We start from the raw sequence: 22,085 nt of genomic DNA, 5'->3' as shown, positions 1-22,085 counted from the left end.
GTTATCCCTTCACCGCGCCGGCGGTCATGCCGCCGACGGCCTTGCGCTGGAGGAAGAGGAACACGATGAGCACGGGGAGGGCGAAGAGCGTGGAGGCGGCCATGGTGGCGCCCCAGTCGCTGCCGAACGCGGTCTGGAACTGGGTCAGCCAGAGCGTCAGGGTCTGCGACTCCTTGTCCTTGTTGAGCATCAGGATCATCGCGAACTCGTTCCACGCCGTGATGAATCCGAAGAGCGAGGTGGACATCAGGCCCGGGGCGAGGAGCGGGAAGATCACCTTGCGGAAGGCCTGGCCGCGGGTGCAGCCGTCGATCTGGGCGGCCTCCTCCAGTTCGACCGGGACGGCGGCGATGAAGCCGCGGAGCGTCCAGATCGTGAAGGGCAGCACCATGACGAAGTAGACGAGGGTGAGCAGCGGGATGCTGTTCAGCATGTCGTTCTCGCGGGCGATCATGTACATCGCGATGACCATGACCTCCCAGGGGGCCATCTGAGCCATCATCACGACGAGGACGATTCCCTTGCGGCCCCTGAACTTCATCCGGGCGATCGCGAAGCTCGCGGCGAGGGCGACGATCAGGGCGAGCAGCACCGCGCCGACGGTGACGGCCAGGCTGTTCGTGACGTACGTCCAGAACAGGTCGACGCCGGTCGCGGTCGAGTAGTTCTGGAACGTCGGGGTGAAGACGAAGACCGGGTCCTTGGTGAGGATCTGGTGCTGCGGCTTCAGCGAGGACGAGAACATCCAGTAGACCGGGAAGACGAAGACCACGGCGAGGACGAGGGCGCTGAGGTTCTTGACGACCGCGCCGGCCCGGAGGGGCTTCCTGGTGCGCAGCTTCTGCGGGGGCTGGGTGGCGGTGGTGCTGCTGCTGCTCACTGCTCCTCCTCCTGCTTCAGGATCAGGCGGAAGTAGAAGGACATGACCGCGATGAGCATCACGATCGTCAGGACGGAGATGGCCGCCGCGAGTCCGTAGTGGAACTGCCCCACGCCCTCGATGTAGGCGTAGACGGGGAGGGTCTCGGAGCCTCGGTCGGGACCGCCCGCGTTCATGGCGTAGACCTGGGCGAAGGCCTTGAAGACCCAGATGATCTCCAGGAACGTGGTGATCATGAAGAAGGGCCTGAGGTTCGGGAAGACCACGGCCCAGAAGGTGCGCCAGCCGTTCGCGCCGTCCATCTTGGCGGCCTCGTACAGCTCCGATCCGACGGTGGTCAGACCGGCATACATGTTGAGGGCGACGAAGGGGATGGAGCCCCAGACGATCAGGACCCCGATGATGACGAGGGCGGAGAAGCCGGACTCGAACCAGTTGTGCTGCTCGTAGCCGTCGAAGCCGAGCGTCCGCATGATCCAGTTGATCACGCCGAACTGCTCGTCGAAGAGCCACCGGAAGACGGTGACCGAGGCGATGATCGGCATGGCCCAGGCGAGCATGAGCGCCAGCGAGAGCACCAGCCGCATCTTCTTGCCGAGGCGGTTGAGCAGGAGGCCTATGCCGGTGCCGATCGCCATGATCAGGACGACGTTGGCGGCGGTGAAGAGGAGGCTTCGGACGACGACGGTCCAGAAGTCGGGGTCACCGAGGAGTTCGGTGTAGTTCTCGAAGCCGATCCAGACCGTCTCGCGGGTGATGAACTCCTTCCGGTCGAGCTGCTGGAAGGAGAGGATCACATTGCGGATCAGCGGGTAGAGCAGCAGCGCCGCCATGGACAGCAGGGCGGGCGCGATCAGCAGGTACGGCAGCAGCCCACCGGGCAGGGAGCGTCTGCCGCGTGGAGGCTGGAGGACTTCCTTCGAGCCGGAAGGGGGTGGCGGAGTCTTCGACGTCCCTGCCGCCCTCCCGGGCGCGTCCTGGGGAACGGCGGTGGCCGCCCCCGGGGAGTCCACGGTCATGGTCTTATTCCTCGCGGTTCTGGGGCTCCCGCGCCCACCGGGGCGCGGCCCGCTTCGGCGCGGGCCGCAGATCACTGCAATGACCCGGTGGTGCGGCCGGTGCGAGACCGTCCGCACCACCGGGTGGCTACGGCTTACTGCTTGTTGATGCGCTCGTCGATGACCTTGTCGGCGGCCTCGCCGGCCTTCTTCGGGTCCTCGCCGTTCAGGACCTTGGTCATGTAGTCCTTGATCGGGTTCGGAGCGGTCTCGACGTTCGCCCAGCCCGGGGTCACCGGGGTGATCTTGCCGGAGGCCGCGGCGAGGGCCATGGCCTCGGCGAAGGAGCCCGCGGCCGGCTTGAACTGCGCGGCGTCGGTGTTCGGGAGCAGCGCGCCCTCGGTGGCGGTGGCGTACTTCGTCATGAAGTCCTTGCCGGCGGCCAGGGCCAGCCACTCCGTGGCGAGCTCCTTGTTGGCGGAGCGCTCGGCGACGGCGAGGTTGGAGCCGCCGAGGAAGACGGAGCCCGGCTTGTCGGCGGTCTTGCCCGGGATCGGGAAGTAGCCGAAGTCGGCGGTCTTGCCGGCCTTCTTCATGGCCTCGATCGCGCCGCCGGCCTCCCAGCCGAGGCCGATCCAGGACGCCACCCCGCCCTTGGGGATGATGTCGGTGGACTGCTGCGGGGTCGCCTCGTCCTTGTCCTTCGGAGCGGTCGAGTACGACGCGAGCTCCTTGTAGAAGTTCATGGCGTTGACGGCCTCGGGGGAGGACAGGTTGCCCTTCCACTTGTCGCCGTCCTTGACCGCGAGGTCGCTGCCCTCGTCCCAGACGAAGCCGGCGTAGACGTACCAGCTCTGGCCGGGCAGGTAGATCGGCTGCGTCTTCGGGTCGGAGGCCTTGAGCTTCTTCAGGCCGTCGATCCACTCGTCGCGGGTCTTCGGGGCGGAGACGCCGGCCTTCTTGAAGGCGGCCTTGTCGTAGACGACGACGCGGTTGGCGGCGTACCAGGGGGTGGAGTAGAGCTTGCCGTCCAGCTCGGTGGAGGCGAGCATGCCCTTGTTCCAGGCGTCGTAGCCGAGCTTGGCCTTGTCGCCGGTCAGGTCCGCGAGGCCGCCGGTGACCGCGAAGCCGGCGGTCTGGGTGTTGCCGAGCTCAAGGACGTCCGGCGGGGTGTCCTCGGAGAGGGCGGTGGTGATCTTCTCCTGGATGCCGTTCCACTGCTGCTTCTCGACCTTGACCTTGACGCCGGGGTGCTTGGCCTCGAACGCCTTGTTGACCTCCGCCATCCAGGCGTCGGGGGCCGACCCGTCCATGACCCAGACGGTCAGCGTCTTGTTGCCCGACGCGTCCGTCTTGCCACCCTTGTCGCCGCCGTCCTCCGAACCACACGCGGCGATACCGACCATGATGCCCGCGACGCCGATCGCCGCGATGAGCTTGCGCTTCACGCCACCCTCCTCAGGGATGCCTGCAACCCCCCCACCGCGCGAAGACATACGTCGAGTAGTGCTCGTGGGGCTGGGACCTGGTCTTTAATGGTTTAGACCAGTACCGGGAGCTTGGCCTAGACCTTTAGGGGTGTCAAGGGTGTATAAGAAGGGCAGTCGCGTCCGTTATCGGACCGACACCTGAGGGAGGGCGACGACCCGTGACCGGTCCGTGCCACCATGTGAGCCGCGACAGACGGAGGAGCCGGTGACGGCAGCAGCACAGGAGTCGGGAAGGCAGGCCATGGCCACGGACGCGGGCAATACGGAGCAAGAAAGCGGGGTCGCCACCCGCACCGCGCGCGTGCCCAAGTACTACCGACTGAAGCGACACTTGCTCGACATGACGGAGACCCTGCCGCCCGGCACCCCCGTCCCGCCCGAGCGCACCCTCGCCGCCGAGTTCGACACCTCGCGCACCACCGTGCGCCAGGCCCTGCAGGAGCTGGTCGTCGAGGGCCGGCTCGAGCGGATCCAGGGCAAGGGCACGTTCGTGGCCAAGCCCAAGGTCTCCCAGGCGCTCCAGCTCACCTCGTACACCGAGGACATGCGGGCCCAGGGCCTGGAGCCCACTTCCCAGCTGCTCGACATCGGGTACGTGACGGCCGACGACACCCTCGCCGGGCTGCTCGACATCTCGCCCGGCGGGCGCGTGCTGCGGATCGAGCGGCTGCGGCTCGCGAGCGGTGAGCCGATGGCGATCGAGACCACGCACCTGTCGGCCAAACGCTTCCCGGCGCTGCGCCGCTCCCTGGTGAAGTACACCTCGCTCTACACCGCGCTCGCCGAGGTGTACGACGTGCACCTGGCCGAGGCCGAGGAGACCATCGAGACCTCGCTCGCCACCCCGCGCGAGGCCGGCCTGCTCGGTACGGACGTGGGCCTGCCGATGCTGATGCTCTCCCGCCACTCGCTGGACGCGCAGGGCGAGCCCGTCGAGTGGGTGCGCTCGGTGTACCGCGGCGACCGGTACAAGTTCGTGGCGCGGCTGCAGAGGCCCAACGGCTAGCGGCCCAACGGCTGAAAAAGATCGCTCATACGCTGAACCAGCGCCCCGATATCTCCGTGAGGAGTGTCGGGGCGCTGTCGTACCCGGAAGGTGATCCGTCCGCTATTCGGACGGGGGTTCCATAGAGTGAAACGGTCCCCTAGATTTCCTCCGCATTGCACAGCTGATCAAGGGTGTTCGCGAGGGGACGGAGTCGCCGTATGTCGGAAGTGACACAAAAGAAGGAACCGGTCATCACCCCGGTTCGGGTGGTGGTGGCGCTCTGTCTGTTCGCGCCGTTCGTGGCGATGCTCTGGGTGAGCTCGTACGCGAAGGTCGAACCGATGTTCATCGGCATCCCGTTCTTCTACTGGTACCAGATGGCGTGGGTGCTCATCTCGACCGCGCTGACCATGATCGCGTTCAAGCTGTGGCAGCGTGACCAGCGCGCCCGCAAGGGAGGTGCGTCGAAGTGAAGGACGGCGTGAACGGCGTCGCACTCGCCGTCTTCATCTTCTTCTTCCTGGCCGTCACGGTCATGGGCTTCCTCGCCTCGCGCTGGCGCAGGGCCGAGAACGAGCACAGCCTCGACGAATGGGGCCTGGGCGGACGGTCGTTCGGCACCTGGGTGACCTGGTTCCTGCTGGGCGGCGACCTCTACACCGCGTACACCTTCGTCGCCGTCCCGGCGGCGATCTACGCGGCGGGCGCGGCCGGCTTCTTCGCCGTGCCGTACACGATCCTCGTCTACCCGCTGATCTTCACCTTCCTGCCCCGCCTCTGGTCGGTGTCGCACAAGCACGGGTACGTCACCACCTCGGACTTCGTGCGCGGACGCTGGGGTTCCAAGGGCCTGTCGCTGGCGGTCGCCGTCACCGGCATCCTCGCGACCATGCCGTACATCGCGCTCCAGCTCGTCGGCATCCAGGCGGTCCTGGACGTGATGGGCGTGGGCGGCGGCGAGAACACGCACTGGTTCGTCAAGGACCTGCCGCTGCTCATCGCCTTCGGTGTCCTCGCGGCGTACACCTACTCCTCGGGTCTGCGCGCCCCGGCGCTCATCGCCTTCGTCAAGGACACCCTGATCTACATCGTCATCGCGGTGGCGATCATCTACATCCCGATCAAGCTGGGCGGCTTCGACGAGATCTTCACCAAGGCCGGCGAGGCGTACGCGACGATCAACCCGGCGACCGAGAAGCCGCGCGGCGCGCTGGTGCCGGGCGAGATGGGCCAGTGGGGCTACGCGACGCTCGCGCTCGGCTCGGCGCTCGCGCTCTTCATGTACCCGCACTCGATCACGGCGACGCTCTCCTCGCGCAGCCGTGACGTGATCCGCCGCAACACCACGATCCTGCCGCTGTACTCGCTGATGCTGGGCCTGCTCGCGCTGCTCGGCTTCATGGCGATCGCCGCCGGTGTGAAGGTGACCAACGGTCAGCTCGCCATCCCGCAGCTGTTCGAGAACATGTTCCCGGACTGGTTCGCGGGCGTCGCCTTCGCCGCCATCGGCATCGGCGCGCTGGTGCCGGCCGCGATCATGTCGATCGCCGCCGCCAACCTCTTCACCCGCAACATCTACAAGGACTTCCTGAAGCCGGACGCCACGCCGGAGCAGGAGACCAAGGTGTCCAAGCTGGTGTCGCTGCTCGTCAAGGTCGGTGCGCTGGCCTTCGTCCTCACCATGGACAAGACGGTCGCCATCAACTTCCAGCTGCTCGGTGGCATCTGGATCCTGCAGACCCTCCCGGCCCTGGTCGGCGGCCTGTTCACCCGCTGGTTCCACCGCTGGGCGCTGCTCACGGGCTGGGCCGTCGGCATGGTCTACGGCACGCTGGCCGCGTACGGCGTGGCCAGCCCGACCCAGAAGCACTTCGGCGGCTCGTCCGCCGAGATCCCGGGCATCGGCGAGATCGGTTACATCGGCCTCACCGCCTTCGTGATCAACGTCCTCGTCACCGTCGTCCTGACCTTCGTCCTGAAGGCCGTCAAGGCCCCGGAGGGCGTGGACGAGACCTCGCCGTCGGACTACACGGCGGACGCGGGCGACAAGGGCGTCGCCACCGAGCTGCCGAAGGTGGGCGTCGGCTCCCACTGAGCCGCTCCGGACACGACCGAAGGCCGTCGCGCTTCCTCAGGGAAAGCGCGGCGGCCTTCTTCGGTGCGTCCCCGCCCGACCGCGCGGAGCTTGAGGCCCGCGCCCGGGCCCTGCAGACCCTTCCCGGGCACGTGTACGTGACGGAGGTCGACGGCTTCCGTACGGAGAACGGGCTGCGCATCCAGGTCGGCGACGGAGCCCCCGGCAACGGAGTGGGCGCGAGCGGCTGAGCGCGGCAGACTGCGTCGCATGGACTTCACCACCAGGGCGGTACGGCCCGAGGAGTACGACGCCCTCGGGGAGATCATCGGGCAGGCGTATCTCGCCGACGAGCTGCTCCACTTCGGCGAGGGCGACTGGTATCTGGGCGAGCTGCGGGACGTGGCCAAGCGGGCCGCGGCGGCCGAGGTGCTGGTGGCCGTCGACGCGGAGGGCACGCTGCTTGGCGGCGTGACCTTCGTCCCCTCGCCCGGACCGATGGCCGACCTCGCCCGCGAGGGCGAGGCCGAGATCCGGATGCTGGCCGTCGACCGCGCCGCCCGCGGCCGGGGCGTCGGCGAGGCGCTCGTACGGGCCTGCATCGAGCGCGCGCGGGCCGTCGAGGGCTGCGTACGGATCGTCCTGTCCACCCAGCCCGCCATGCGCGGCGCCCACCGCGTGTACGAGCGGCTCGGCTTCCGGCGCACCCCGGAACGGGACTGGAGCCCCCTCCCCGAGCAGCCGGAGTTCCTTCTGCTCAGCTACGCCCTGGAGTTGTAGGCGCACGGGCGACACACAACATGTGGGGGGTGCTTCGAGGAGCGCCCCCCACATGTATGCTCGTGCTCGCTGTTCTCGCAGGGGAATCCGGTGGAAATCCGGAACTGTCCCGCAACGGTGTGGTTTCGGTGTGCTTGTGCACCGGCCGAGTCCGAAGACCTGCGGACAGCGCGCCCGGTCCTTCCGTTCCGGGTGCCACAGACGTCCGGGCCTCGCGGAGTGGGCCGTGGCGCGGCCCTCCCCTGCGTACGGGTGTGGCCGCCGCCCGCCTCCCCCCGCCGGCCCCGAGCCGAGCGAGGGAGAGCCCCCACGTGACCATCGCGCCCGCCGATCCGGCCGCAGTGATCGAGAGCGACGGCAAGGAGAGCGACGGACCCGGGACCGTACTCCTGCGGACCCTGACCGACCTCACCGCCGACCTCACCGACACCGACCCCGGCAAGGTCGCCGCCGCCGCGCTGCGCGGCCGCAACGCCGGTTCGGACGAGGCGGAGCTGCGCGAACTGGCCACGGAGGCGGCCGCGGGTCTGATCGCCGAGGACCCCGCGTACTCCCGGCTCGCGGCCCGGCTGCTCACGATCACGATCGCCGACGAGGCGGCCTCCCAGGGCTCGGTCACCTTCTCCGAGTCCGTCGCCGTCGGTCACCGCGAGGGCCTGATCGCCGACCGCACCGCCGCGTTCGTCGCCCTGCACGCCGAGCGGCTCGACGCGCTCATCGACGGCACCGCGGACGACCGCTTCGGCTACTTCGGCCTGCGCACCCTCTACTCCCGTTACCTGCTGCGTCACCCGATCACCCGCAAGGTGATCGAGACGCCGCAGCACTTCATGCTCCGCGTCGCCTGCGGTCTGGCCGAGGACGACTCCACGCGCGCCCTGGACGAAGTCGCCGCGCTGTACGGGCTGATGAGCCGGCTGGACTACCTGCCCTCCTCCCCCACGCTCTTCAACTCCGGCACCCGCCACCCGCAGATGTCGTCCTGCTACCTCCTCGACTCCCCGCTCGACGAGCTGGACTCCATCTACGACCGTTACCACCAGGTCGCGCGGCTCTCGAAGCACGCGGGCGGCATCGGGCTCTCGTACTCCCGTATCCGCGCCCGCGGTTCGCTGATCCGCGGCACCAACGGGCACTCCAACGGCATCGTGCCGTTCCTGAAGACCCTGGACGCCTCGGTCGCGGCCGTGAACCAGGGCGGGCGGCGAAAGGGCGCGGCCGCGGTCTACCTGGAGACCTGGCACGCGGACATCGAGGAGTTCCTTGAGCTGCGCGACAACACCGGTGAGGACGCCCGGCGTACGCACAACCTGAACCTGGCGCACTGGATCCCGGACGAGTTCATGCGCCGCGTCAACGCCGACGCCGAGTGGTCGCTCTTCTCCCCGGCCGACGTGCCCGAGCTGGTCGACCTGTGGGGCGAGGAGTTCGACGCCGCGTACCGCGCCGCCGAGGCGAAGGGGCTCGCCCGCAAGACCATGCCCGCCCGTGACCTGTACGGCCGGATGATGCGGACCCTCGCCCAGACCGGCAACGGCTGGATGACGTTCAAGGACGCCTCGAACCGCACGGCCAACCAGACCGCCGAGCCGGGCCACACGGTCCACTCCTCCAACCTCTGCACGGAGATCCTGGAGGTCACGGACGACGGCGAGACGGCGGTCTGCAACCTGGGTTCGGTGAACCTGGGAGCATTCGTCGTCGACGGCGACATCGACTGGGAGCGCCTGGACGAGACCGTCCGCACGGCCGTCACGTTCCTCGACCGGGTCGTGGACATCAACTTCTACCCGACCGAGCAGGCCGGCCGCTCCAACGCCCGCTGGCGCCCGGTGGGCCTGGGCGCGATGGGCCTCCAGGACGTCTTCTTCCAGCTGAAGCTGCCCTTCGACTCGGCGGAGGCGCGCGCCCTGTCCACCCGTATCGCCGAGCGGATCATGCTGGCGGCGTACGAGGCCTCCGCCGACCTCGCCGAGCGCAACGGCCCCCTGCCGGCCTGGGAGAAGACCCGTACGGCGCGCGGTGTCCTGCACCCCGACCACTACGACGTCGAGCTGAACTGGCCGGAGCGGTGGACGGCGCTGCGCGAGCGGATCGCGTCGACCGGCATGCGCAACTCCCTCCTCCTCGCCATCGCGCCGACGGCGACGATCGCCTCGATCGCGGGCGTGTACGAGTGCATCGAGCCGCAGGTCTCCAACCTGTTCAAGCGCGAGACGCTCTCGGGAGAGTTCCTCCAGGTCAACTCGTACCTGGTGGAGGAGCTGAAGCGGCTCGGCGTGTGGGACGCGCAGACCCGCGAGGCACTGCGCGAGTCCAACGGCTCGGTGGCCGGCTTCACCTGGGTCCCGGCCGAGGTCCGCGAGCTGTACCGGACGGCGTGGGAGATCCCGCAGCGCGGCCTGATCGACATGGCGGCGGCCCGCACGCCGTTCCTGGACCAGAGCCAGTCCCTGAACCTGTTCCTCGAAACCCCGACGATCGGCAAGCTGTCGTCGATGTACGCGTACGCCTGGAAGCAGGGCCTGAAGACGACGTACTACCTGCGCTCCCGCCCGGCGACGAGGATCGCCCGCGCGGCGTCCGCGACGCCGATCCCCGTCCAACAGGCCGCCGACCCCGAGGCGGTCGCCTGCTCCCTTGAGAACCCCGAGTCCTGCGAGGCCTGCCAGTAATGAGCTCCAACGAACAGAAGAACCTCCTCGACCCGGGCTTCGAGCTGACTCTCCGCCCCATGCGGTACCCGGACTTCTACGAGCGCTACCGGGACGCGATCAAGAACACGTGGACGGTGGAGGAGGTCGACCTCCACTCGGACGTCGCCGACCTCGCCAAGCTGACCCCGGGCGAGCAGCACATGATCGGCCGGCTGGTCGCGTTCTTCGCGACGGGCGACTCGATCGTGGCGAACAACCTCGTGCTGACGCTGTACAAGCACATCAACTCCCCCGAGGCGCGGCTGTACCTCTCGCGCCAGCTCTTCGAGGAGGCCGTGCACGTCCAGTTCTATCTGACGCTGCTCGACACCTACCTGCCCGACCCGGATGACCGCGCGGCGGCCTTCGACGCGGTGGAAAACATCCCCTCCATCCGCGAGAAGGCGCAGTTCTGCTTCAAGTGGATGGACTCGGTAGAGAAGATCGACCGGCTGGAGACGAAGGCCGACCGCCGCCGCTTCCTCCTCAACCTGATCTGCTTCGCGGCGTGCATCGAGGGCCTGTTCTTCTACGGCGCGTTCGCCTACGTCTACTGGTTCCGGTCCCGCGGCCTGCTGCACGGCCTCGCGACGGGCACCAACTGGGTCTTCCGCGACGAGACGATGCACATGAACTTCGCCTTCGAGGTCGTGGACACCGTCCGCAAGGAGGAGCCGGAGCTCTTCGACGACGCGCTCAAGCAGCAGGTCACCGACATGCTGAAGGAGGCCGTCGAGGCGGAGCTGCAGTTCGGCCGCGACCTGTGCGGCGACGGCCTGCCGGGCATGAACACCGAGTCGATGCGCGAGTACCTCCAGTGCGTCGCCGACCAGCGCCTCCAGCGCCTGGGCTTCGCCCCGGTGTACGGCTCCGAGAACCCCTTCGCGTTCATGGAGCTCCAGGGCGTCCAGGAGCTGACGAACTTCTTCGAGCGCCGCCCGTCCGCCTACCAGGTGGCGGTCGAGGGCTCGGTGGACCTGGACGAGGACTTCTGAGTTGATACGCGTACGGGCGGCGGCCGCGGCCGCCGCCCTGCTCACCGTCGCCGCGGGCCTGGGGATCAGGGCCGCGGCGTCGGGCATCGTGGCGAAGTACGCGGGGGACGCGCTCTATACGGTGCTGATCCTGACCCTGGTGGTGCTGCTCGCACCCCGCGTGCGGCCGGTCACGGCAGCCGGGATCGCACTCGGCTTCAGCTGCGCCGTCGAGCTGTTCCAACTCACCGGCGTACCCGCGGAGTTGGCGGCGCACAGCACCCTGGCCCGGCTCGTGCTCGGTACGTCGTTCAATGCGCCGGATCTGTTCTGGTACGCGATCGGCGCGGCGGTCGGCTGGGCCGGCCACCGCGCCGTGGGTGCGCGGAGCAGCGAGGGTCAGTCGTTCGGGACCGTCTCGTAGCGCGGGGTGCCCTCTTCCATCTGGCGCAGGGCGTCCTTGCGGTCGCGCTTGGAGAGCTTGTCGATGTACAGGAAGCCGTACAGGTGGTCCGTCTCGTGCTGGAGGCAGCGGGCGAAATAGCCGGTGCCGCGGACCTTGATCGGGTTGCCCTGGGCGTCCTGGCCATGGACCTCGGCGTAGTCCGGGCGGGCCAGTGAGGCGTACGCCGTCGGGACCGAGAGGCAGCCCTCGTTGGAGTCGTCCAGGACGCGGCGGTCGGCCGGGAGGTCCTGGAGCACCGGGTTGACGACGACGCCGGTGTGGCGGACGCCCTCGTCGTCGGGGCAGTCGTAGACGAAGACCTTGAGGTCGACACCGATCTGGTTCGCGGCCAGGCCCACGCCCTCGGCGGCCTTCTGGCTGGCGAACATGTCGTCGATCAGGGCCGCGAGCTTGTCGTCGAACTCCGTGACGTCCTTGCACTCCCGGTGGAGCACCGGGTTGCCGACGACGGTGATCGGGCGCACCGTGCCGCGCTCGCGGTACGCGAGCTCACGCGCCTCGCAGTCCTCCGTGTCGACGACGAAGCCGTCGTTGATCCGCTCGTCCGTCTCCTGCTGCGCCATTGTCGCTTCTGCGCCTTCCTCAAAACCCCAGCGATGGTCCCGTACAGCCTAAGGGCAGGATCCGGGCTGATCAGCAGACCTCTTCGAGATCCCGCCACTCACGGCTGTCCGGGCTGTCCGCCACCCAGCCGTCGAGGAGGCCGCGGACCAGGCCCACGGGGGCGGCGATCCCGCACTCTCGTTCGGGGACCCAGAGCTCGCCGGGCGAGCGGTGGCCGAGGGGGCCGGGGTGGCCCGGTTCGCTGTGGTCGTGCGGGTCGAGGTGCTCGCCCTCGCCCTCCGCGCTGGGCATGGTCGACTCGGAGCAGGCGCGGCAGAGCAGCCGGACCGACGAGGACCAGTCCTCTGCGGCGAATCCGGCGTCGGCGGCGAGCTGCTCGAGGGCGTCCCGGTCGGCCTCCGTGGCGGCCTCCAGGAGGACCACCCAGGTGGGGACGGGTGAGGGGGCCCATAGCTCGATCTCGTCGAAGACGGGGTAGGACGGGCCCGCCGTGGTCGTGCGCTCGCCGTTCGGCACGCCGTCGTGCAGGACGACCTCGCCCCAGCGCCGGCCCGAGGACGGCAGCGGGATGGACAGCACCTCGATACGGGCCGGGTCGAGCCTGCGGCCCCATACGACCTCGGCCTCGCCCTCCGGCGAGAGCCGGACGGCGGCGCTGCCCAGCTCCATCCCGGCGGGCTCACCGGTCCCGGCGGAGGCCCCGGGCACCTTCAGCCCGTACGCCTGCCAGGCGCGGCGGGCCAGCGGCCAGTCCTGGAGCGCGGTGGCGGCGATGCCGACGTTCCACCAGTCCGGGGCGCCGGTCTCCTTGTCGAGCAGCGCGACGGCGCGGAGCCCGGCGGCTCGCGCCTGCTCCCAGTCGTGCCGGAACTTGTGCAGCAGCGCCAGGTTGAACCAGGACTCCGAAAGCCAGGGCTCCAGATCCGCCGCGCGCGTGAGCAGCGCGCCCGCGTCCTCGTACCGGCCGTCGCCGATCAGCGTGAACGCGCGGTCGGTGGCCTGCCGCCACGAGGCGGAGGGCCGATGCCGTACCTTCCCGAAGATCCTCACGATTCCCGCCTGCCGGTCGCTTCACCCTCTTGTTCGCATCCAACCATGCCCGGTTGGACGCGCGCTCATTACCCATGGGTTACCCAGGCGGGACGGGAGTGACGCCGCCCCTTGCCAGGACTCTGGCGAGGGATTCCACCACGTCGGGGTGGTGGTCGCGGGCGGTGGAGAGGCGGAGGCGTTCGAGTGCGGTGAGCGACCCGCCGGCGCTGTCGCCGGCGAGATCGTCGTAGGCGTTGACGGTACGGACGATCCGGGCGGGCAGCGGCTGTTCGCGGTACGGGTCGGCCTGCCGCTCCACGACGACGGCGACGGCCGCGGGGACGCCGGTCTGGCGCACGACCGCGCCGCCGAGGAGGGCGATCCGGCGCTGTTCCTCGGCCGGGAGGAGGGCGGTGGCGCCTTCGGGGACGGGGTCGACGAGGGAGAGCTGCCCGATGTCGTGCATGAGGGCGGCGTACTCCAGGACGGTCAGCTCGGGTCCGGACAGGCCCAGCTCGCGGCCGACGGCGCCGCTGAGCGCGGCGACGCGGCGGGCGTGCCCCGGTGGGGTGCAGCCGGCGATCTCGGTGGCGCGGGCGAGCGAGGCGATGGTCTGCCGGTTGGTGGTGCGCACGGACGCGTACCGGCGGAAGGAGACCTGGGTGAGCAGCAGCGGCACGCAGAAGACGGGCAGGGCCCAGAGTCCGGCGGCGGCCACGCCGAGGGCCATGACGGTGCCGGTGGCGCAGACGGCGGAGCCTATGCCGAGGAGGGCGCGGAGCTCGTCGCGGAGGAGAGGGCCGTACGGGTACCCGGTGCGGGCGCGGAGCATCAGGGCGGCGAGGACGGCGTCGCACAGGGCGGTGAGGACGAGGAGGAGGAGCAGGAAGAGGGCGTAGGCGGGGCCGTGGCCGAGGTGGTCGGCGACCTCGCCGGAGTTGTAGAGCGGCTGGAAGCAGAGGGCGGCGAAGCCGACGGTGAGGATGCGGCGGGCCATGTGGTCGAGGTCGGGGCCCTTGCCGCGGGCGATGTGCGGGACGATCCCGGCGAGCCCGCCGGCGACGACGACGGCGACTATCTGGAGGACGCCGTGGGTGGTCGCGCTCCCTGCCTGCTCGCCGAGCAGCGCGTACGCGAGGGCTCCGGCGACGGCGAGCGGCGCGGGCTCCCTCTCCCCGGGCAGGGCGCCCCAGCGGGCGAGCTCGCCGAGCGCGATGAGCACCCCGAAGGCGAGGGCGTTCCCGGGCTCGCTGACCCCGTTCCAGAGCGTGGCCCCGAACCCGGCGGCGGTGAGCACGACCGCGGCCCCGTACACCACCCCGACGGTCGCACCCCCGTCCCGCCGCCTCACGCGCGCCCGCCGGGCGGGACGTGCGCGTGGGGCGCGGCGGGGCGCGCGGCGGGGGCGGTGGGGCGCGCGGCGGGGGCCGGGGCCTCGGCGGGCCCTGGGGCTTCCGCGCCGTCGCCACGGGCCGCGGTCGCGCCGGGTACGTCGGGCGCCGGCGGCGGCGGCGGTGGCGGTGGCGGTGGCGGTACGGCATCGTGGCGCGGCCCTCGGGCCGCGGCCGGCAGCGCCGCTGCGGCCACGCGCGCGTGCGGAACGCTTCCCACCGACGGCACGGCGGTGGGGGCGACCGGCGCGGGCGCGCGGGAGCCCGGGCCCGGCTCGCGCGGCGCGCCCGCGCTGGACGCGCCCGCCGCGCCCAGCGCCACGCCCGCGCCCGGCGGCGTCGGCTCGTCCGCCGTGACCTCCGTCTGCCAGCCGTGGCGGGCGAGGGCGCGGACCAGGGCGTGGACCATGCGGGGGTCGAAGTGCGTGCCCGCGCACCGCTCCAGCTCCGCCACCGCCGTCGCCACGGGCCGCGCCCGGCTGTAGGAGCGGGTCGAGGTCATCGCGTCGAAGGCGTCGGCGACCGCGACCACCCGGGCGAACTCGGGGATCTGGCTCCCTCTGAGCCCGTACGGGTATCCGCTGCCGTCCATCTTCTCGTGGTGGTGCAGGATCGCCGCCCGCGCCTCCCCGAGGAAGCCGATGCCCCGGACCATCTCGTGTCCGTACTCCGGGTGCAGCTCGATGATCCGGCGCTCCTCGGGCGTCAGCGGCCCGTCCTTCCTCAGGACCCGGGTCGGTACCCCGAGCTTGCCCACGTCGTGCAGGATCCCCGCGAAGCGGAGGATCTCCAGGCGCTCCTCCGCCATGCCCAGCTCATGGGCGATCAGCACCGAGGCCCGGCCGACCCGTTCGCTGTGTCCGCGGGTGTACCGGTCCTTGATGTCGACGGCCTGCACCAGTGCGCGGATCGTCGCCTGGTGCGCGGCGCGTTCGCGGTGGTACTGGGCGAAGACCCAGCAGGAGATGTACATCGGCAGCAGGACGAAGAGCGCGGCGACGGGGCCGTACGTGCTGCGCCAGAGCACCGCCATCATCAGCCCGGCGAGGCCGTGCACGGCGTGCGGGGCGAGCGCCCGGCCCAGGAGCCCCTGCCAGGCGGCCCGCGGCGGCGTCCTCTCCGCGGTCATCCGGATCCCGCCGTCGAGGGCCGTCAGAACCAGGCAGAAGGTGAGCGCGGAGGCCGCGGCCGGGAGCAGGGCGTACGGGAAGTCGGGGGCGTGCGGCCCCTTCCCGAGGGCCTGCTCGCGGCCCAGGGTCTCGGCGACAAGCGCGGCGGCCCAGACGGCGATCAGGAGCTGGGCCGTCCGCCAGGCCCGCCGTACCCCCGCGGGCCGCTGCTCGACCCGGGCGAGCAGGGCCCCGGGCAGCGCGGTGAGCGCGGCGGCGGAGGGCGGCAGGAGGAGCGCCGAGGCGAGCAGGACGGGGAAGAACGATCCGGCGCCCATCGGCACGGTGCCGTCGATCACCCGGTCGATGAAACGGCAGCGGGCGGGCAGCTCGCACGCGGCGTACAGGGCGGCGAGGAGCACGACGGCGCCCCAGGGGGTGTGTGCGCCGGGGCGTAGCGCGGGCAGCGCGCACCCGGCGGCGCCGATGAGGGCGCAGCCGATGTACACGCGTGCCGCTCGTGGAATCACCATCACGCCCATCACGCCTGTCACGCTAGCGAGTTGGGCGCGGTGCGCGGGCGAGCGACGGCCGATTCGCACCATCGGGTGATACAAGCTGATGTACGCATGAAGGCCGCCGCGATCATCTCGCGGCGGCCTTCAGACAGATCGGGCGATCACTCCTGGGCGGTCGCCGTGATGTCCTGCTCGGGCACCAGCTCGCCCGAGCGGATCAGGTCGATGCGGCCCATCACCTTGGCCCGCAGATCGGTGGGCACGTCGTCACTGCCGCAGCAGCGCTTGACGAGCTTCTTCACCGCCTGCTCCAGGCCGTACTTCTCCAGGCAGGGGGAACACTCCTCGAAGTGCACCTCGAACTTGGTGCAGTCACTGTCGGGCATCTCATGGTCGAGAAACTCGTAGAGATGATCCAGGACCTCTGAGCAATCCGTCTCGTGCGGCTCTCCGCAGCTCATGAGCCCGAGCCTTTCAGATCGTTCGACGACTCTCCGGCGCCCGCGGGAACGAGCCCGCGATCGCGGGCGTAGTCCTCGAGCATGCCGCGCAACTGGCGGCGGCCCCGGTGCAGTCGCGACATCACCGTACCGATGGGCGTACCCATGATGTCCGCGATCTCCTTGTACGCAAAGCCCTCGACATCCGCGAGATAGACGGCGATGCGGAATTCCTCGGGGATCGCCTGAAGCGCTTCCTTGACGTCGGAGTCCGGCAGGTGGTCGAGGGCCTGGGACTCGGCGGACCGCAGTCCGGTCGACATGTGCGACTCGGCGCGGGCGAGCTGCCAGTCCTCGATCTCCTCAGCAGCGCTGCGCTGGGGTTCACGCTGCTTCTTGCGGTACGAGTTGATGAAGGTGTTGGTGAGGATGCGGTACAGCCACGCCTTCAGATTCGTACCTTCGCGGAACTGGTGGAACGAGCCGTACGCCTTGGCATACGTCTCCTGCACCAGGTCCTCGGCGTCTGCGGGGTTGCGCGTCATACGCAGTGCAGCGGAGTACATCTGGTCGAGGTAACCGAGGGCGTCCCGCTCGAAGCGCGCGTTGCGCTCCGCGGTCGTCTCCTCGGGGCCGTCGTCGGTCCCTGTGTCGGTCCCAGTGACCGGACCCACCTCCTCCAACGCTGCGGCGAATCCGAAGGCGGACCCGCTCGATTCGGAGGATAGACGAGGAACGGCTCCGCCCGCCGCCCGAATAGGGGCGCTCTTGGGCGCAGGCAGCACAGTCCAGTCGAGGTCAGCGGCCTGCGCGCGCTCGGGGCAGATGGTCGAACCCATGCGACGGACTCCCTCTTCCTTGCTCTCACACCGACATGGGTCACAACCGTGGTGGCGGCCGCATCATTCCCGGAGTGACAGAAGCCACGAGGAGGCCTCCCGGACGATGAGGTCGAGGGTCTCGTCGGGCGTGACGGGAGCGCGCTTGGCGACAGCGAAGCCGTGATCGCCGTACGGCACCTCGACGAGTCCGTACTCCCCTTCGGGGAATTCCCCGGGCTTCCCGAAGGTGTCGTTGCCGCCCTGGAGGACGAGGGTGGGCAGGCCTGTGGAGAGCAGCTCGTCGGCGCGGGACTTCTCGGGCTTGCCCGGCGGGTGCAGCGGGAAGCTCAGCGCGAGGACGGCGGCGGCGCCGAGCTCCTTCCCGGTCCGGCAGGCGACCCGGGCGCCGGCGCTGCGGCCCCCGGCGATCACGGGCAGGCCGGGCTTGGCGAGGGCGGGCCAGATCCCGCGCCAGCCGGTGTCCAGGGTCTTCGGTGCGGGCGCCACCTTCTTCCCGGCGACCCGCCACGGCTGCTCCACGAGCGCGACCGTCACCCCCTGCGGGGGCAGCGCGCCCGCCAGGGCCTGAAGATCCCGCGCCTCGATCCCGCCCCCGGCCCCATGGGAGAGCGCGAGCACTGCCCACGGCTTCTTCCCGGGATACCAGGTGATCCGGGCGTCCCCGGCGTCGGTCTCAACGATCTCGGTACGGCTCATAACGCCTATGGTGCCCGGAGCCCCCCGTTGTGGGCATTCGTTCCGCTGGGGCGATGGGGGTCCCCCCGGACGAAGTCTGGGGGAGGGTGGGCACAACGGAACGGCGCCCTGGCGGGCGCGTCCGCTCCCGGTGCCTGCGGTGCCCACGGGCGCGGCGCCGTCAGAACAGCGTCGCGATCTCCGGCCCCTCCAGCTCCTCCAACAGCTCCGGCCCGTTGTTGCGTACGTTGCTGACCGCCGTAGCGACCGGATACGCCCGCATCAGGCCCCCCGGCGGCGCCGTCAGCAGGCTCTGGAGGTCGTCCACGTCCGTGCGGCGGGGGTCCAGCCACGCGTCCCAGCGGTCCGGGGTCAGCATCAGCGGCATCCGGGGGTGGATGTCCGCGAGCGTGTGGGGGCCCTCCTCCGGGGCCACGCCGAGCGGACTCTTCTCCGCCTCCGTGGTGATGACCGAGCAGGTCACCCACCAGGCCTCCGGGTGGTCGTCCGGCAGCGTGCGGTCGCGCCAGAACTCGTACAGTCCGGCCATCGCGAAGACCGAGCCGTCCGCCGGAGTCACGAAGTACGGCTGCTTCCGAGGCCGCTTCTTCTTGCCCTCGACCTCCAGCTCCCGCTCCCCCGCCCCGGTCACCCACTCGTAATAGCCGTCCGCCGGCAGGATGCACCGCCGGGCGGAGAAGGCCCGCTTGAAGGACGGCTTCTCGGCGAGCGTCTCCGCCCGCGCGTTGATCATCCGAGCCGCGCCCTCCGGCGTCTTCGACCAGGACGGTACGAGTCCCCACTTCAGCGTGCGCAGCTGGCGAACCGGCCGCGGCGAATCCGCGTCTTTCAGAGGACGCTCCAGCACCGCGTAGACCTCCTTGGTCGGGGCCACGTTCCAGTCCGGAGCCAGGGTCTCCTTCGGCTCCCACTTCTCGACCTCGAAGATCCCGACCAGGTCCTCGGGCCGACGACTCGCTGCATACCGTCCGCACATACGTGCCACACTGCCACGATCCACGACCCACCCGGGGAGACAGTCCACAACATGACCGAAGTCCTCGGCACCCAGCCCGCCCCCGAAGAGTGGCTGGTGATCGCGACGGCGATAGCCGCTCTCGCCGTCATCGTCCCCCGCGCGATATGGCGGCTGTCCCGCAACGCCGTCACCATCGCCCACGAGGGCGGCCACGGCCTGATCGCCCTCGTCACCGGCCGCCGCCTCCAGTCCATCCGGCTCCACTCGGACACCAGCGGCCTGACCGTCTCGCGCGGCCGCCCCACCGGCCTCGGCATGATCCTTACCGCCGCCGCCGGCTACACCGCCGCCCCGCTGCTCGGCCTCGGCGGCGCCTGGCTGCTCGCGGACCACCGGATCACGCTCCTGCTGTGGCTCGCGACCGCGCTGCTCGTCGCCATGCTGGTGATGGTCCGGAACGCGTACGGGATCTTCACCGTCCTCCTCACGGGCGCCGCGTTCCTCCTGGTCTCGTGGCTGACCCGCCCGGACGTCCAGTCGGCGTTCGCGTACTCCGTCGTCTGGTTCCTGCTCATCGGCGGGGTGCGCCCGGTCTTCGAGCTCCAGGGCAAGAGGCGCCACGGAGGAGCCCCCGACTCGGACGCCGACCAGCTCGCGCGCCTCACCCACGTCCACCCCGTGCTCTGGCTCTTCTTCTTCCACGCGGTCGCGATCTGCTCCCTGATCGGCGGAGGCCGCTGGCTGCTGGGGCTGTAGTCGCGCCTGCCCCACTAAAGTGAAGGGCATGACCGATACCTCCCCGCACTCCGACCTGCACACCGACCTCTGGCCCGCCCCGTACGCGAGCGGTGCCGTCGACGCGACCGTCACCGTGCCCGGATCCAAGTCGGTCACCAACCGCGGCCTCGTCCTCGCCGCGCTCGCCGCCGAGCCGGGCTGGCTGCGCCGCCCGCTGCGCTCCCGCGACACGCTGCTGATGGCGGAGGCCCTGCGCACGCTGGGCGTGAAGATCGAGGAGGGCGTGGGCCCCGACGGCACGGGCGAGGCATGGCGGATCATCCCCGCCGGGCTGCGTGGCCCGGCGACCGTGGACGTCGGCAACGCCGGAACGGTCATGCGCTTCCTGCCGCCGGTCGCGGCCCTCGCCGACGGCCCGGTGCACTTCGACGGCGACGCCCGGTCCCACGAGCGTCCGCTGCACGGGGTGATCGACGCGCTGCGCGTGCTCGGCGCCCGCATCGACGACGACGGGCGCGGCGCGCTGCCGATGACCGTGCACGGCGGCGGGGCGCTCGACGGCGGCCCGGTGGAGATCGACGCCTCCTCGTCCTCGCAGTTCGTCAGCGCGCTGCTGCTCTCGGCGCCCCGCTTCAACCAGGGGGTGGAGGTACGCCATGTGGGCGCGAAGCTCCCCTCCCTCCCCCACATCCGGATGACCGTCGATATGCTCCGCGTGGTCGGCGCGCAGGTCGACGAGCCGGAGACCGGCGGCGAGCCGAACGTCTGGCGGGTCTCCCCCTCCGCGCTGCTCGGCCGGGACCTGACGGTCGAGCCCGATCTGTCGAACGCCCAGCCGTTCCTGGCCGCGGCGCTGGTCACCGGCGGCCGGGTGACGATCCCCGACTGGCCGGCCCGGACCACCCAGCCCGGTGACGCGCTGCGTGAGATCTTCACCGAGATGGGTGGCTCCTGCGAGCTGACCGAGGCGGGTCTCACCTTCACCGGTACCGGACGGATCCACGGCATCGACGTGGACCTGAGCGAGGTGGGCGAGCTGACCCCCGGCATCGCGGCCGTCGCGGCGCTCGCCGACTCGCCCTCCACGCTGCGCGGCGTCGCCCACCTGCGGCTCCACGAGACGGACCGGCTGGCCGCGCTCACCAAGGAGATCAACGAGCTCGGCGGCGATGTGACGGAGACCGAGGACGGTCTTGTCATCCGTCCCCGTCCGCTGCACGGCGGGGTCTTCCACACGTACCACGACCACCGGATGGCGACGGCGGGCGCGATCATCGGCCTCGCGGTCGAAGGAGTGGAGATCGAGAACGTGGCGACGACGGCCAAGACCTTGCCCGACTTCCCTGGGATGTGGACCGAAATGCTCGGAGTCTGAGTCATGCGGCGTTACGGCAAGCACACCGACGAGGACGACATCCGCCAGCGTCCCAACCCCAAGGGCAACCGTCCTCGTACCAGCATCCGCCCCAAGCACGAGGAAGCGGTCGAGGGCATGGTCCTCACCGTGGACCGGGGCCGGCTCACCTGTCTCGTCGACGACCGGGTGGTCCTGGCGATGAAGGCCCGCGAACTGGGCCGCAAGGCCGCGGTCGTCGGCGACCGGGTCTCCCTCGTGGGCAATCTGTCCGGCGAGAAGGACACGCTGGCCCGGATCGTACGGATCGGTGAGCGCAGCTCCGTGCTCCGCCGCACGGCCGACGACGACGATCCGTACGAGCGGGTGGTCGTCGCCAACGCCGACCAGCTGGCGATCGTCACCGCGCTCGCCGACCCCGAGCCCCGGCCGCGCCTGATCGACCGCTGCCTGGTCGCCGCGTACGACGGCGGGCTGACCCCGCTCCTCGTCCTGACGAAGTCGGACCTGGCCCCGCCGGACGAGCTCCTGGAGATGTACGGCGCGCTCGGCGTGCCGCATGTGGTGACGACCCGCGACGAGTTCGTGGACGGGGTCGCCGCAGAGCGGGTCCACGAGCACCTGAAGGGGCGGACCACGGCGTTCGTCGGGCATTCCGGTGTCGGCAAGACGACGCTGGTCAACGCTCTGGTCCCGGCGGACCGGCGGCGGACCACGGGGGTGGTCAACGCGGTGACCGGGCGTGGCCGGCACACCACCACCTCGGCGCTGGCCCTCCCGCTCAACGACCAGGAGGGCGGCTGGGTGATCGACACCCCCGGCGTGCGTTCCTTCGGTCTGAACCACGTCGACCCGTCCCGGGTGATCCACGCCTTCCCCGATCTGGAGCCGGGGACCGAGAACTGTCCGCGCGCGTGCAGCCACGACGAGCCGGACTGCGCGCTGGACACGTGGGTGGCGGAGGGGCACGCCGACCCGGCGCGGCTGTACTCGCTGCGGCGGCTGCTCGCCACCCGGGAGCGACGCGAGGGTGACTGAGTCGCGCACGTTTGCGGTCCGTTGCTGCCGGTAAATGCATAATCGCACCAAGTGAGACG

General features: G+C 70.4%; 20 protein-coding genes, 1 pseudogene and 1 riboswitch. Of the genes and pseudogenes, 10 read left to right on the top strand and 11 right to left on the bottom strand.

Annotated elements, in window-relative coordinates; genetic code table 11:
• Position 1 precedes the first annotated feature (1 nt).
• From ACZ4VI_RS09055 to ACZ4VI_RS09045, 3 genes are all read right to left on the bottom strand, one after another.
• Positions 2-838 carry a carbohydrate ABC transporter permease gene (locus ACZ4VI_RS09055; protein ID WP_467998107.1) on the bottom strand — a complete coding sequence of 279 codons (837 nt, stop codon included), beginning with the start codon at positions 836-838 and terminating at the stop codon, positions 2-4.
• 38 nt (positions 839-876) lie between these two features.
• Positions 877-1,899: a carbohydrate ABC transporter permease gene (locus tag ACZ4VI_RS09050; protein WP_467998019.1), complete on the bottom strand. Its 1,023-nt coding sequence runs from the start codon at positions 1,897-1,899 to the stop codon at positions 877-879.
• 134 nt (positions 1,900-2,033) lie between these two features.
• Positions 2,034-3,326 carry an extracellular solute-binding protein gene (locus ACZ4VI_RS09045; protein WP_467998017.1) on the bottom strand — a complete coding sequence of 431 codons (1,293 nt, stop codon included), beginning with the start codon at positions 3,324-3,326 and terminating at the stop codon, positions 2,034-2,036.
• Positions 3,327-3,609: 283 nt separating this feature from the next.
• On the opposite strand from ACZ4VI_RS09045, the gene ACZ4VI_RS09040 reads away from it, so the two are divergent.
• The 7 genes from ACZ4VI_RS09040 (at position 3,610) to ACZ4VI_RS09010 (ending at position 11,304) form a co-directional block, all read left to right on the top strand.
• Positions 3,610-4,374 carry a GntR family transcriptional regulator gene (locus ACZ4VI_RS09040; protein ID WP_467998105.1) on the top strand — a complete coding sequence of 255 codons (765 nt, stop codon included), beginning with the start codon at positions 3,610-3,612 and terminating at the stop codon, positions 4,372-4,374.
• Positions 4,375-4,574: 200 nt separating this feature from the next.
• Entirely contained in the window at positions 4,575-4,829 is a 255-nt protein-coding gene (locus tag ACZ4VI_RS09035; RefSeq protein WP_467998015.1) for a DUF3311 domain-containing protein, read from the top strand.
• A complete protein-coding gene (mctP, locus tag ACZ4VI_RS09030) occupies positions 4,826-6,451 on the top strand; it encodes a monocarboxylate uptake permease MctP (protein ID WP_467998013.1) in 1,626 nt (541 codons plus the stop codon). The genes ACZ4VI_RS09035 and mctP overlap by 4 nt, the downstream gene beginning before the upstream one ends.
• Positions 6,452-6,700: 249 nt before the next feature.
• Positions 6,701-7,210: a GNAT family N-acetyltransferase gene (locus ACZ4VI_RS09025; RefSeq protein ID WP_467998011.1), complete on the top strand. Its 510-nt coding sequence runs from the start codon at positions 6,701-6,703 to the stop codon at positions 7,208-7,210.
• A gap of 52 nt (positions 7,211-7,262) precedes the next feature.
• Positions 7,263-7,391: riboswitch (cobalamin riboswitch) on the top strand.
• A gap of 130 nt (positions 7,392-7,521) precedes the next feature.
• On the top strand, positions 7,522-9,885 hold the full coding sequence (locus ACZ4VI_RS09020; RefSeq protein WP_467998009.1) for a ribonucleoside-diphosphate reductase subunit alpha: 2,364 nt from the start codon (positions 7,522-7,524) through the stop codon (positions 9,883-9,885).
• Positions 9,885-10,901, top strand: coding sequence for a ribonucleotide-diphosphate reductase subunit beta (locus ACZ4VI_RS09015; RefSeq protein WP_467998007.1), 1,017 nt, complete (start codon positions 9,885-9,887; stop codon positions 10,899-10,901). The genes ACZ4VI_RS09020 and ACZ4VI_RS09015 overlap by 1 nt, the downstream gene beginning before the upstream one ends.
• A 1-nt stretch (position 10,902) precedes the next feature.
• Entirely contained in the window at positions 10,903-11,304 is a 402-nt protein-coding gene (locus ACZ4VI_RS09010) for a ribosomal maturation YjgA family protein (RefSeq protein WP_467998005.1), read from the top strand.
• On the opposite strand, the gene def is transcribed toward ACZ4VI_RS09010, so the two are convergent.
• From def to ACZ4VI_RS08970, 8 genes and pseudogenes are all read right to left on the bottom strand, one after another.
• Complete coding sequence (gene def, locus ACZ4VI_RS09005; RefSeq protein ID WP_467998003.1) at positions 11,280-11,909, bottom strand: peptide deformylase; 630 nt, start codon at positions 11,907-11,909, stop codon at positions 11,280-11,282. The genes ACZ4VI_RS09010 and def overlap by 25 nt on opposite strands.
• A 70-nt stretch (positions 11,910-11,979) precedes the next feature.
• Positions 11,980-12,960 carry a tetratricopeptide repeat protein gene (locus tag ACZ4VI_RS09000; RefSeq protein WP_215065589.1) on the bottom strand — a complete coding sequence of 327 codons (981 nt, stop codon included), beginning with the start codon at positions 12,958-12,960 and terminating at the stop codon, positions 11,980-11,982.
• Positions 12,961-13,039: 79 nt separating this feature from the next.
• Positions 13,040-14,293, bottom strand: a complete 1,254-nt coding sequence (locus tag ACZ4VI_RS08995; RefSeq protein WP_467998001.1) for an HD-GYP domain-containing protein — start codon at positions 14,291-14,293, stop codon at positions 13,040-13,042.
• 317 nt (positions 14,294-14,610) lie between these two features.
• Positions 14,611-15,984 (bottom strand): annotated as a pseudogene (locus ACZ4VI_RS08990) (HD-GYP domain-containing protein); the annotation flags it as partial.
• 137 nt (positions 15,985-16,121) lie between these two features.
• A complete protein-coding gene (rsrA, locus tag ACZ4VI_RS08985; RefSeq protein WP_467997999.1) occupies positions 16,122-16,421 on the bottom strand; it encodes a mycothiol system anti-sigma-R factor in 300 nt (99 codons plus the stop codon).
• Entirely contained in the window at positions 16,418-17,074 is a 657-nt protein-coding gene (locus ACZ4VI_RS08980; protein WP_352186978.1) for a sigma-70 family RNA polymerase sigma factor, read from the bottom strand. The genes rsrA and ACZ4VI_RS08980 overlap by 4 nt, the downstream gene beginning before the upstream one ends.
• Positions 17,075-17,302: 228 nt before the next feature.
• The gene (locus ACZ4VI_RS08975; RefSeq protein WP_467997997.1) at positions 17,303-17,938 is read right to left on the bottom strand and encodes an alpha/beta hydrolase family protein; all 636 of its coding nucleotides are present in this window, start codon (positions 17,936-17,938) and stop codon (positions 17,303-17,305) included.
• Between the two features lie 160 nt (positions 17,939-18,098).
• Positions 18,099-18,914, bottom strand: a complete 816-nt coding sequence (locus tag ACZ4VI_RS08970) for an SOS response-associated peptidase (protein WP_467997995.1) — start codon at positions 18,912-18,914, stop codon at positions 18,099-18,101.
• Positions 18,915-18,965: 51 nt separating this feature from the next.
• Between ACZ4VI_RS08970 and ACZ4VI_RS08965 the strand changes: the two genes are divergently transcribed.
• Genes ACZ4VI_RS08965 through rsgA form a run of 3 tightly spaced genes read left to right on the top strand, consistent with a single transcriptional unit; the run spans position 18,966 to position 22,026 of the window.
• On the top strand, positions 18,966-19,652 hold the full coding sequence (locus ACZ4VI_RS08965) for a M50 family metallopeptidase (RefSeq protein ID WP_467997993.1): 687 nt from the start codon (positions 18,966-18,968) through the stop codon (positions 19,650-19,652).
• A 28-nt stretch (positions 19,653-19,680) separates the two neighbouring features.
• On the top strand, positions 19,681-21,009 hold the full coding sequence (gene aroA, locus ACZ4VI_RS08960) for a 3-phosphoshikimate 1-carboxyvinyltransferase (protein WP_467997991.1): 1,329 nt from the start codon (positions 19,681-19,683) through the stop codon (positions 21,007-21,009).
• 3 nt (positions 21,010-21,012) lie between these two features.
• Complete coding sequence (gene rsgA / locus ACZ4VI_RS08955) at positions 21,013-22,026, top strand: ribosome small subunit-dependent GTPase A (protein ID WP_467997989.1); 1,014 nt, start codon at positions 21,013-21,015, stop codon at positions 22,024-22,026.
• Positions 22,027-22,085 lie beyond the last annotated feature (59 nt).

It is taken from the genome of Streptomyces sp. NPDC029169, from assembly GCF_055563935.1.
The sequence above is the reverse complement of the archived record's forward strand: the minus strand, read 5'-3'. Positions and strand labels throughout refer to the sequence as shown.